The sequence below is a fragment of the uncultured Chryseobacterium sp. genome (assembly GCF_913776365.1).
Classification (GTDB): Bacteria; Bacteroidota; Bacteroidia; order Flavobacteriales; family Weeksellaceae; genus Chryseobacterium.
On the sequence record NZ_CAJYMO010000364.1, the window covers coordinates 1 to 10820 of the forward strand.

At 40.0% G+C, this 10820-nt stretch carries 15 protein-coding genes; 1 reads left to right on the forward strand and 14 read right to left on the reverse strand.

From position 1 onward, the window contains the following. Nucleotides 1–1074 (forward strand): DNA polymerase (locus QZ735_RS19410; RefSeq protein ID WP_294252252.1); only part of this gene is annotated, 1074 nt, incomplete at its 5' end. An 83-nt stretch (nt 1075–1157) separates the two neighbouring features. On the opposite strand, the gene QZ735_RS19415 is transcribed toward QZ735_RS19410, so the two are convergent. From QZ735_RS19415 to QZ735_RS19480, 14 genes are all read right to left on the reverse strand, one after another. Then, nucleotides 1158–1790 carry a hypothetical protein gene (locus QZ735_RS19415; RefSeq protein ID WP_294252255.1) on the reverse strand — a complete coding sequence of 211 codons (633 nt, stop codon included), beginning with the start codon at nt 1788–1790 and terminating at the stop codon, nt 1158–1160. Nucleotides 1791–1961: 171 nt separating this feature from the next. Continuing rightward, entirely contained in the window at nt 1962–2360 is a 399-nt protein-coding gene (locus QZ735_RS19420; protein WP_294252257.1) for an immunity 22 family protein, read from the reverse strand. 225 nt (nt 2361–2585) lie between these two features. Then, nucleotides 2586–3143 carry a YdeI family protein gene (locus QZ735_RS19425; protein WP_294252260.1) on the reverse strand — a complete coding sequence of 186 codons (558 nt, stop codon included), beginning with the start codon at nt 3141–3143 and terminating at the stop codon, nt 2586–2588. Nucleotides 3144–3149: 6 nt separating this feature from the next. After that, nucleotides 3150–3686 (reverse strand): HD domain-containing protein, encoded by a 537-nt coding sequence (locus QZ735_RS19430; RefSeq protein ID WP_294252265.1) that lies wholly within the window; start codon nt 3684–3686, stop codon nt 3150–3152. Between the two features lie 13 nt (nt 3687–3699). Continuing rightward, entirely contained in the window at nt 3700–4140 is a 441-nt protein-coding gene (locus tag QZ735_RS19435; protein WP_294252268.1) for a hypothetical protein, read from the reverse strand. A gap of 4 nt (nt 4141–4144) precedes the next feature. Continuing rightward, a complete protein-coding gene (locus QZ735_RS19440; RefSeq protein ID WP_294252271.1) occupies nt 4145–4786 on the reverse strand; it encodes a hypothetical protein in 642 nt (213 codons plus the stop codon). Nucleotides 4787–4857: 71 nt separating this feature from the next. Then, nucleotides 4858–5529 carry a hypothetical protein gene (locus QZ735_RS19445; RefSeq protein WP_294252273.1) on the reverse strand — a complete coding sequence of 224 codons (672 nt, stop codon included), beginning with the start codon at nt 5527–5529 and terminating at the stop codon, nt 4858–4860. Nucleotide 5530: 1 nt separating this feature from the next. Then, a complete protein-coding gene (locus tag QZ735_RS19450) occupies nt 5531–6010 on the reverse strand; it encodes a hypothetical protein (protein WP_294252278.1) in 480 nt (159 codons plus the stop codon). An 83-nt stretch (nt 6011–6093) separates the two neighbouring features. Next, complete coding sequence (locus QZ735_RS19455) at nt 6094–6300, reverse strand: hypothetical protein (RefSeq protein ID WP_294252280.1); 207 nt, start codon at nt 6298–6300, stop codon at nt 6094–6096. 42 nt (nt 6301–6342) lie between these two features. Further along, the gene (locus QZ735_RS19460; protein WP_294252283.1) at nt 6343–6975 is read right to left on the reverse strand and encodes a zeta toxin family protein; all 633 of its coding nucleotides are present in this window, start codon (nt 6973–6975) and stop codon (nt 6343–6345) included. Between the two features lie 5 nt (nt 6976–6980). Then, nucleotides 6981–7217 (reverse strand): hypothetical protein, encoded by a 237-nt coding sequence (locus tag QZ735_RS19465; RefSeq protein WP_294252286.1) that lies wholly within the window; start codon nt 7215–7217, stop codon nt 6981–6983. A 27-nt stretch (nt 7218–7244) separates the two neighbouring features. Beyond that, nucleotides 7245–8960, reverse strand: coding sequence for an ATP-binding protein (locus QZ735_RS19470; protein WP_294252288.1), 1716 nt, complete (start codon nt 8958–8960; stop codon nt 7245–7247). A 6-nt stretch (nt 8961–8966) separates the two neighbouring features. Further along, nucleotides 8967–10076: a sensor protein KdpD gene (locus tag QZ735_RS19475; protein ID WP_294252293.1), complete on the reverse strand. Its 1110-nt coding sequence runs from the start codon at nt 10074–10076 to the stop codon at nt 8967–8969. Nucleotides 10077–10157: 81 nt separating this feature from the next. Continuing rightward, on the reverse strand, nt 10158–10820 hold a 663-nt coding region (locus QZ735_RS19480), incomplete at its 5' end, for an outer membrane beta-barrel protein (protein ID WP_294252290.1).

Here is a 10820-nt window from a genome sequence, read left to right on the forward strand (position 1 = left end):
CTTTCCGGAGAAGAATTCAACGTCAACTCCCCAAAACAGCTCGGTGAAATCCTGTTTGAAAAGCTTCAGCTGGACCCGAAAGCCAAGAAAACCAAAACCGGGCAGTATGCGACTTCGGAAGATATCCTTCAGAAACTGGCCACCAAGCATGAAATCATCCAGCATATTTTAGAATACAGGACGTATCAGAAATTGAAATCAACCTATGTGGATGCCCTGCCGTCCCAGATTGAAAAATCGGACAACCGGGTGCATACCAATTTCTCCCAGACCACTGCTGCAACTGGCCGTCTGGCAAGTGTCAACCCGAACCTCCAGAACATCCCGATCCGGACATTAAGAGGCCAGCAGATCCGTGGAGCGTTTGTAGCCGGCGAAGGAAAAAAGATTATCTCGGCCGATTATTCCCAGATCGAACTGCGCCTGATTGCGGAAATTTCCGGCGAAGACAATATGATCAAAGCCTTCCAGGACGGGGAAGATATTCACGCTTCTACTGCGGCGAAACTCTTTAATATCCCATTGGAAGAAGTATCCAAAGTCCAGAGAAGCCAGGCCAAAACCGTTAACTTCGGGATTTTATACGGCCAGGGCGCTTTTGCTTTGGCAGAACAGACCGGTTTATCCAGAAGTGAGGCTAAACAGATGATCGAAGCCTATTTTGAAACCTACTCAAAATTGAAAGCTTATATGGCAGACCAGGTGAAAAAGGCCCGTGAAATCTGTTATGTAGAAACCATCCTGGGAAGAAAACGCCACTTGAAAGACATCAGTTCCGGTAACTTTGTCGTTCGTGCCCATGCGGAAAGGAACGCCGTTAACGCTCCGATCCAGGGAAGTGCCGCCGACGTAGTGAAAATGGCAATGATCAAGATCCAGAAAGAATTTGAGAAAGAAAAACTGCAGACCAGAATGCTCTTGCAGGTTCATGACGAATTGGTTTTCGAATCTCCGGTGGAAGAAGTGGAACTGGCCGTCAACATCATCAAAATGGAAATGGAAAATGCCATCGAAACCCAGGTTCCGCTATTGGTGGAAGTAGGAGTGGGAGAGAACTGGCTGGAAGCGCATTAATTTATAATAAAATATGCTTCAATAAGTTCAGTTACTGAATTTGTTGAAGCATTTATTTTAAAAAATCAAAATATGCCGATTAGCTATTTCGGCATATATCTTTTCAGATAATCTTCATCATCTTCCCGATCAATATTTTCTTTGGCAATATAAGGATCAGTATATTGTGGATCTGCGGTTTCTATCTGAACGGTTTCTACTGTTTTTATATTCTTTTCATGACTGAAGATTACCTTTTTTCTTATCCGATTTACAGGACCAGGTATATACACCTTCATATTTTTCCAAATAGTGTTAATTTTCAGACATTTTATAAGATACGGGATGAGACAAAGAATTTCCAATCGTAAGTTGAATTCAAAATGTCCTCTACTAACATGAGCTAAAGGCTCAACGAACATCATATAAACACAGATAATAATTCCCAAAACAGCATCTAGAATAGCCATATCAATAGCCCATTTTTTTTCTGTCCACATGGAAAATGCGATGAAAACTTTAAACAGGAGTAAAATTCGGATAAAGATCCCTAATGGTGAGTTTGCATCATCAGTTTCCATTCCATAGAGATATGCTCCTCTGTAACCGAAGAAAAATCCCGTAGAAAAATAAACGATGTATATTAACAGAGCGTATGCTGCCAGAATTAAAAACATCCAGATAAAAAAATTCATCCAGAAAGGCAGCAGATTCCTTCTTCTTTGGTAAATATTCATGAATTATTAATATTGGGAGCGCAAGATATTGAAATTTTATTGAAGCTTTTAAATGAAATACATAACCTGTAAAACATCTGAATCTATTAAATGTTTTGTAACCATTCCGTTTTGGAAGTGCTAGAAAGAGAATTATACTCAAAAGTTCTTTTTACCGGCTCTTCTGTCAGATCAAACACTGAATTCAATCCCGCCCACATAAGCCAGTGAGAAAAAGTCATCCTCTACGGAAACCGGCTTCGGAACCTGCCCGCGGTTTAGAAAGATAATGCAGTTTACTTCAAATTTCAGGTTTATTTCATTCAGCCGGTTTACCAGGATCGGGAGCCATTGCTCGGCAAAAGAATAATCGGCGAACTTTTCGTAAATCGTACGGTTTCCGGCCTCAAAGCCATATTCTACAAAGTCATGGTCCAGCCACACCGTATCCTGCGAAGCTGCAAATTTTGAAATATGGATGTCATCGGATTCTTCCAGGAGATAATAGTTCTCATCTTCCTCTACAAAATCATAAAAATCTTCCTCACTCTGAAAATTCCCTACCCAAAAATCTAATGTATCCGTATTCATTGGTTCTTTTTTTCTGAATTAAAGGTTCAAAGGTATGATAATCTGAGAAAAAATGAACGGTAATTTTTATGAAATTATCGAGGATACGGGAGGCTTGGGTCTTATAAACCTCATAGGTTTTCGAAACCTATGAGGTTTAATCCGATAACTGGAATTATAAAGCAGTATTCTTAACAAAAAGAAGCTATCAATAATTACGTTATCAGCCACATAATAAAACACTCACTACATCACCCTTTTCCCCATTTCACTTTCCCGGATGGTCTTTTCAAGCCTTGAAATTCTCGTTTTCTCCTGTTTCGCGCCCATAATCCAGTGTAGCACTACTTTTTGATAGGACGGAGCCTGAGTGATGAAAAATTCCCAGGCTTTTTTGTTGGCCTTAAACTGTTTCTCAAATGCCGGATCGAGTACAGCGGGTTCTTTTTCGTGGGAATAGATCGCTGATCTTTCTTCTTTTCGTAAGGCAAAAGCTTTTAGGCCGGCTTCAGTCATCAGTCCGGTGGTGGTCAGTTCTTCCATTTTCCGGATATTGACGGCACTCCAGATGCTGGTCGGTTTTCTGGGGGTAAACCGGATGCTATAGCTTTCCTCATCAATCGATCTTCTCACCCCGTCGATCCACCCGAAGCATAAAGCCTGGTCCACCGATTCCGACCAGGTCATTGAAGGTTTACCGGTTCCGACCTTGTAAAATCCGACCAACAGTTCCTTTTCGGTCTGATGGTTTTTCTCAAGCCATTGGCGGAATTCCTGAGGAGTAGAAAAGAAGGTGGGTTTCATTTTTAATTAATCTGCGTTATAATTTTCAATTTTATTTTGCAGCCGGTGTTCCAGATAGGTGTTTCCGCCGCGTAGTTCCTTAAGAATCATCGTGGCTTCCTGTATGTACTTTTCAATCTTCTCCGGAGTCCAGAAATGGGGAGGTTGCTGCAGATTGGTGATCCGGTCTGCCACTTTTACGGCCCAGACTTCCTGAGGCTGTTGTCTGATTCTTTTTAGACTTTCGGCCATTCTTTCATATTTAGGAAGCTCCGCATTTTTAGTCAGTGCCAGAACGCCTTCGGCGACCGCTTTACCGAATTTTTCACTCAGTTCTTCAAAAGTAGCATCGGTATCTTCCAGAACATCATGAAGCAACGCCACCTGAATGGCGAACCCTGTATTAAAAGACTCTGATTGTTCTGAAGCAACCAGAATTTCCATCGCCACATTGCTGAGATGGACGACATACGGAAGGTTGGTCCCGGGAATGGTCTGATTGATCTCGGCATGTTTGTGTGCCGCGAATTTTATGGTGTTTTGATAAATTTCCTGTAGGCTCATGTTTTTTTGTTTGTTAATAATGAAATTCTCCACAAATTTCTTTAAAGGGAACAGTAGTTATTTCTTTTATAATATCTTTTTGAATAGGAAAAGCATACTGGTCCTGAAACCAGATAACGGTCAAAGCTGAAAAATGTTTATCCTGATCTCGGAATACCTTCCGGCACATCAATGTAGCTATGCAGGTAACCAAAGGCAGTTCCATTATTTTGCCGAAAGACCCGTGCTGCTCTTCATCTGCTTTGATAATAGGTTGGATGATATAGATTTCATCCATAGAAAACAGGTTTCTGGCTTTTATCTTTGTATTATGCAGGACCATGTTATTTACTTTCTCACACGGATAGCCTTCCAATAGCCCGTTATAAGTGATTTCCTGATGAATAGAAGCGAGTGTTACTTCAATATCATCTTTAAGTATAAATTGAAAGTGATCCATAATTAAAAATAACAAATAATTACTTTCTCAAATTTTCAAAATCGGCCTTCAGTTCAGTGGAAATTAACTGTTTTTCAATGTAATAATTTTTCAGCATTTTCAAAAACCCTTTGGACTTTTTAAGGAAATCCTTTTCAAAATACGCTTCTCCTGTCTCTTCAAGATTTACATAAGCGCGGAGTACAAAACGTCCTGATGATTCATACTTTTTACTCATAAACAAGGTCCCGGCAAGAGAAAGATAGGAGACAAACGGATATTGGATATGGTTTCTCTTCAAATAGCTGGACGGCAGGCTATCATTTATATCTCTGAAATAACTGGCCATATTAATCGCGTATTTCTCGCCTTCAATGACAAAAAAATCATCGACAATTTCTCCGTTAAAATCGGCCTCTGCAATATAATAATCTACCGGAACCAGCGAGTTTTCAGTGTATAGACTGATTTTTGTATCGACCGTTGGAGGAAAAAAGGAATGCTGAATATTGAATCGATGGCCATCGAAAACCGGTTTTAATTCACTCTTCTCGTATCCGTTGAGAAAGTTTTCGTCTTCACAATATGTAGGGTAAAATTCTTCAAAACTTTCAAAAGTCTTTTCTTTGAGTTTAAATTTTTCGCAGAAGTCAGCTAATTGTTGAGCCAGGTCTGTTGTCATAAGGTTTAATACAGTCAACTAAATTAGTTATTTTCTGGATAGTATTTTTTAGAAAATTTCAGAATGCATCTTTAATAATCATTTCTTCCATAAACCAATATTCTTTCCATACCAAGAATATTTAGATTTTGGGTCTCATTGATTTTAACAAGCCTTTCAACAAAATGATGAAGCTCTTGGTTTACTTTTTCCAACGCAATTCTTAAGGCATCCGTATCTATTTCAATCTGATCTTCTTTTATGGGCGGTACATAATGCTCCTGAATTTCAGAATTTAGAAAATCAAGTAGTATGGTTTTCTCCGTTTTTATAATTCTGGGTGATGGGTGTCCCATATAAAAGTAAGAATCTCCATCGGCGAGCAGATCATTCCAACATTCAATAGCCGATAAGTCGCCGCAACATTGAGGATAATAGATATCGGATTCATTAATATTTAAAACAAATCCTCCCATAAGTGGACAGGCCAGCTCGACAATTTCAGAATTATCATCATCTTTCTGTCTGTCGATTTCTTTTTGAATGACCCTTAGAAGATCGGCATCTGAAATGTCACTGATTCTGTAAAAAGATGAACCTGTTGAATAAGGCTTTAAATCCTTTGAAAAACCTGCTTTTGCATTGGTCAACAGATGATATTCTTCCCACTCGTCCGCAAATTCCCAATAAGGGCCGGACTGGGGGAAAGGTATTTCTTCGATATAATTTTCGATTTCAATAACGGAGATCAATTCGATTTTCATATTAATAAAATCTTCTGCTTTTGCCTTCCAATAGGTTTTCAAACAAGGAAACCTGTTCGGTATTAAGGTTATGCAATGTTATCGTTCGGCTTCTTGCGTTAAGGTATTCAGGATAATAAACAAGCTTTATCTGATTTGAACTGATTTTATATTCTCTGAGTAAGGTGGGCTTTCTGGTATTTTTCCTGTCTGAATTGGAAAACAAAAGATTAATCACCCGAAACGGAATCACGCTGAAACCTTTTGAAAACAGGAATATGGAGTTGGTATTGATCATAATATCAAAGGAACACCACTCATATTTTTTCTTAAAAGTCCCTTCATTGGTAAAAATAGTGCCGCTGATATTTTTCAGTTCAACAGTATCCGCGAGTTTACAGGTTTCAACAATTTTATTTTTCTCTACAAAATAGTAAATGGTTTTACCGATGGCAAATGCGAAAAGCGCGATAAAGAATAAAGGAAAAATAAGGTCTGGCATGTATTAGTTTTAATAATTCGAATTGAAACTCTGAAAAATCAGTCTTTTCTTTTTTTAAGACTTTTCCAACCATTACTCCATATTCAGGTTAGCCTGATCATCAGTAAGAAATGCAGAGTTTTTATATTCTTCATGCCCTTCTGCAATACAGTCTTTTGGGAATTGGTAAGAATATAATCACCGGACGCTAGTTCAAAATCCAGAAGCTTCTGAATCTCTGCAGTAATTCCCGGTTCTTTCAGCTGTGCAATTCTCTGAATCAAATTAATTTTTACATCTGATGTATTCATCTGTTTAAGTTTACATCAAATGTAAAAAAATATTGAAAAAACTTACTGATTATCTGTTTGTTTTATGAGCAAAGAAATATTGGGCAGATATTTTGTAAACCAAACGGGTAGATCTAAATAATCAATACAATATGAGACCTGTTTATTTTCGATTCTAACAAGGTGAATGTGCTCTATTCCTGATGTATCATATATTTCAATAGAATCAAAAATGCTAAAATACAGATCAAGTTTTTCCAGATTACCATAAAAATTATTGGCTAAAGTATGAGGATCAACATGATGTCCTCCTTCTTTGCTTCTATAAAGTACTCTTAATTCAGACAAATCGGTATCAGTAAGGCCAAAAAATATTAAATGTATTTTATACCCGGCAGATTTGAATTTTTGAGGGATGGACCAGGTTTCATGATTAATAAAATGTCCCTCATAGGCAAAACTCTTATTTTGTGCTAATGAATTTTCAACTAAATTTTCGAAAGTTTTTTCTACAATTTCAGCAGCTAATTTTGTACATTCCTTAGAAGACCTGATTCCGCTTTTCCAAAATTCGATTTTCTTTTCCATTAAAAGTTTATCACCATCAAAAATTGAATTCTTCAGGCTATTAGGAATATATTGAGGACCTAGAGAGGATTTTCCCGCTCCGTTTGAACCTGTTATAATGTATAACACGGGCATTAATCTTTAGAAAAATTAAGACGTCTTCTTAATTTAGATGCTTCTTCCTTAGATAATTGTTTAATAACAGAAAAATCTTTTTTATCCTCCATAATAGAAACGAGTTGAATATTGCCATCTGGAAATTCAAGATAACATTGATCCGTACGAAGTTCTTTTACGTTAATCATAAAAGGATGCCCGCTATGTAATTTTTTATGACGGAGTTGTCTGACAATATCAGGAAATGCTTTCATGTTTTTCATATTCAAATATACAAAAATCTAAACCAAAGGCAGTAAAAAATAAAAAGTACTTCCCTGATTCGGTGAACTTTTCACGCCGATTTCACCATGCTGCTTTTCGATGAAATTCTTGGAAATGGCCAGTCCGAGGCCGGTACCGTTCTGGTGTTCGCCCGGGACCTGGAAATAGCGGTCAAAAACCTGGCGGTGGTATTTTTCATCGATCCCCTTTCCGGTATCGGTGATGCTGAATCTGATTTTCGATCCCGCCTTTTCCACGGCAATCCGGATGCTTTCATCCTGGAAAGAATGTTTGATGGCGTTGCTCAGGAAATTATTCATCACCCAGACGGTTTTGTCGAAATCGGCCAGGACAAGATCCTGGTCATCAATAAGAAAGTGAGGTATGATGGAAATGTTTTTCTGTTCGGCCAGTTTTTCCACATTTTTAACGGCAGCAGCCACCATTTCTTTCGGCTGGCAGTTTTCAATATTCAGGCGGATGTTTCCTGTTTCCACCTGGGATAAATTCAGGAGCTCGCCAGTGATATCCAGTAGTCTCTGCCCGTCTTCGTTGATGCTTTTCAGCAGTTCCTGCTGCTGTTCGTTAAGTTCCCCGAATTTCTGATTTTCTAAGAGCTGTACACCCATTTTTATCGCAGAAATAGGAGTTTTAAGCTCGTGGGAGATCGTGGCGATGAAATTGGTTTTGGCAAAATCAAGCTCTTTGAAAGGCGTAATGTTCCTAAGGAGGATCACCCGGCCGATGTATTTTCTCTCTTTTTCACCTGTTTTTACAATGTTGATCGGAATGATGTCCTGTTCAAAATAATTTTCCTTATTATCGGAAACAATCTTAATCGGATCTTTTACCGGAGTATCTATATTTTTCAGCAGTTCCCTGATCAGGTCGTTGGTGACAGCTACTTCATGCGCGGTTTTTCCAATGATATCGTCTTTATTCAGCCCGGTGATTTTCAAAGCTTCATCATTGATCATGTAGATGAAGTTGTTTTCATCCAGCCCGATCACGGCATCATGCATATTGTTCACCAGGGTCTCGATCCGCTTTTTATCCATCAGCTGTTCCGAAAGGCTGCTGCTTTCGTATTCCTGAAGCTTTTCCGCCATCACGTTGAACGAATTGGCAATGTCATTAAATTCTTCGCTTCCTTTAAAATTCACCCTTTCACTGTAATTTTTATTGGCGATCTGCCGGATGCTGGACGTGAGCTGGCTGATGGGTTCCGCAATGGTCTGCGGAAGATTGAACAGTAGCACAAAAGCGATCAGGAAACAGACGGTTCCGAGACTGACGATCCAGAAGGTGGCATTTCCGGCGGTGATAATGGCAATATCGCTTTTCCGTTCAATTCCTTTCATGTTGAGCGACATAATGGTGACCAGGTCTTCACGGATCAGCTTTTCCTTTTCATCCGTTGGCTGCCATAGGTAGTTCTTAAAATGAAGATTCAGGTTTTGGGTGGCTTCTTTTTCCCCGAACTCTGTCAGGTTTTTTTCCTGCAGCACCGAGTTTTTCCGGAAATCCTTAATGGCCACTGCGCTGTCAGCCTGTATTTTATCCAGTGCCAGCAGCATGTTTTTGGAGAATTCAATACTGTTGTAATTGGCAGTCAGGATTTTTTCCGTATCCGATTTTAATCTGTTGATGTATACCGAACCGATTACTGAAAGCAGAACAATCAGCACAAATAAAAGACCTACGCCGAGGGTGAGTTTTGTTTTAAGCTTCATTCTCTTTTAAGATAAAATAATAATATCGATCTGTCTTTCATTCAGCCGGTTCATCAGCGTATATACCCAGCTGTACCCGAAAATCCGCTGCAGGAGATTCTCATGGGGCTTTCCGATACAGACGGTGGTCATCTTATGTTCAGTCACATAATCCAGAATGCCGTTGTGAACGCTGCTGTCTTTCAGCCGGACTACCTTGGCACCCAATTCCTGTGCTAAATTAAAATTATTAATTAAAAAACGCTGCTTGTTCAGGGCGATTTTTTCAGGGTTTTCAGAAGGTTTCTGGATATAGAGTACGGTCCACGGACTGTTGTAGTAACTGGCCAGCCTGGCGGTTTTCCGGATGATGTTCCTGGCAATTTTTTCGTTGCTGCTGATGCAGGCGAGGAATTTTACGGGTTTGAAGCTTTCGGTCTTGATCTCAGTCTCCACCTTTCTTTCCACATGGGTGGCGACTTCCTTTAAAGCCAGCTCGCGGAGCTGAAGGATGTGCCCGCTCTGGAAAAAGTGGTTCAGCGCCGTCTGGATTTTTTCTTTTTTGTAAATCTTGCCTTCCTTCAGCCTCGTCAGCAGTTCATCGGCGGTTAAATCAATATTCACCACTTCGTCAGCCAAAGCCAGTATTTTATCGGGAACCCGTTCCGAAACTTCGATGCCGGTGATTTTTTTTACCTCTTCGTTCAGGCTTTCAATATGCTGGATATTCATGGCACTGATCACATTGATCCCATTATCCAGGATTTCCAGCACATCCTGCCATCTTTTTTTGTTTTTGGAACCTTCAATATTGGTGTGGGCCAGCTCATCTACCAGCACCACTTCGGGATGGGTATTAATGATCGTCTGAAGGTCCATTTCTTCGAGGTTTTTCCCTTTATAGAAAGAAGATCTTCTTGCAATTTCAGGAATCCCGGCTGTAAGGGCTACCGTTTCTTCCCGTCCGTGGGTTTCGATATAACCGATTTTCACATCAATACCGCTCCGCAACAGGGCATGGGCTTCCTGCAGCATCCGGAACGTCTTTCCCACACCGGCACTCATCCCGATGTAAATCTTGAATTTTCCTTTCCGGGATTTCTGGATCAGTTCTAAAAAATCTGTTGCTGACGACATGGATTTTATTCTTTTGAGATTGAATTTTTTCATTTTTTAAAACCTCATAGGTCTTCAAAACCTATGAGGTTTAGATGAGGTTTAAAACCAGGCCGCCAGGCTCGTTGTTATAAAGAAGTTTCCTTTTCTAAACTCGTCGTTTTTCATAAAAATGGCATCTTTGGAACTGAAACTCCTTGCTTCCGTACGGAAAACGATGTTTTTAGAGATGGCATAATCCACATTCAGGGAATAGCCGAAAGTCTGGAATCCGTTCGGGGTTTCGGTATTGATGATGACTCCGTTTTTATCGTTGTAGTACTCCAGTCTTCCGGCCAGTGCCCAACGGTTATCCAACTGGTATTTTAGTAAAAGATTCGGAGAATACCAAATATTGTAGCTTTCGCTGTCTTTCTCTTTCTGTTCGGCACCGATATCGAATCCGAGGGTGGTGGAAAACTGATCGGTCAGCTGGAATGTTCCGAAAAGGTCATGGAAATACCGCATCCTTTTTTCGGACTTCGCTTTATCGTTCCCAATAAATGAACTGCTGTTCAGGGTGATTTTTTCATTCGGCTTATAGGTCAGCTGATGTCCGAAGGAAACCGTCTGATTGCCTTCCGGTCTGGCAATCCGCTGCCATCCGTTGAGCACAAGCCCGCTCAGGAACCATTTTCCGTTATCCGAAGTATAGGAAATCCTGGCGCCGGTCTCAAAATACGGCGAATTTTCAGCGGCGAGGCTCCGGGTCAGGTTGATGTTGTC

What these genes read in the sequence shown, in the direction of transcription:
- QZ735_RS19450 (WP_294252278.1), bottom strand. Translation starts at nt 6,010, where the DNA reads ATGCCAGACCTTATTTTTCCTTTATTCTTTATCGCGCTTTTCGCATTT.
- QZ735_RS19470 (WP_294252288.1), bottom strand. Translation starts at nt 8,960, where the DNA reads ATGAAGCTTAAAACAAAACTCACCCTCGGCGTAGGTCTTTTATTTGTG.
- QZ735_RS19415 (WP_294252255.1), bottom strand. Translation starts at nt 1,790, where the DNA reads ATGAATATTTACCAAAGAAGAAGGAATCTGCTGCCTTTCTGGATGAAT.
- QZ735_RS19430 (WP_294252265.1), bottom strand. Translation starts at nt 3,686, where the DNA reads ATGAGCCTACAGGAAATTTATCAAAACACCATAAAATTCGCGGCACAC.
- QZ735_RS19465 (WP_294252286.1), bottom strand. Translation starts at nt 7,217, where the DNA reads ATGAAAGCATTTCCTGATATTGTCAGACAACTCCGTCATAAAAAATTA.
- QZ735_RS19420 (WP_294252257.1), bottom strand. Translation starts at nt 2,360, where the DNA reads ATGAATACGGATACATTAGATTTTTGGGTAGGGAATTTTCAGAGTGAG.
- QZ735_RS19455 (WP_294252280.1), bottom strand. Translation starts at nt 6,300, where the DNA reads ATGAATACATCAGATGTAAAAATTAATTTGATTCAGAGAATTGCACAG.
- QZ735_RS19475 (WP_294252293.1), bottom strand. Translation starts at nt 10,076, where the DNA reads ATGTCGTCAGCAACAGATTTTTTAGAACTGATCCAGAAATCCCGGAAA.
- QZ735_RS19440 (WP_294252271.1), bottom strand. Translation starts at nt 4,786, where the DNA reads ATGACAACAGACCTGGCTCAACAATTAGCTGACTTCTGCGAAAAATTT.
- QZ735_RS19425 (WP_294252260.1), bottom strand. Translation starts at nt 3,143, where the DNA reads ATGAAACCCACCTTCTTTTCTACTCCTCAGGAATTCCGCCAATGGCTT.
- QZ735_RS19445 (WP_294252273.1), bottom strand. Translation starts at nt 5,529, where the DNA reads ATGAAAATCGAATTGATCTCCGTTATTGAAATCGAAAATTATATCGAA.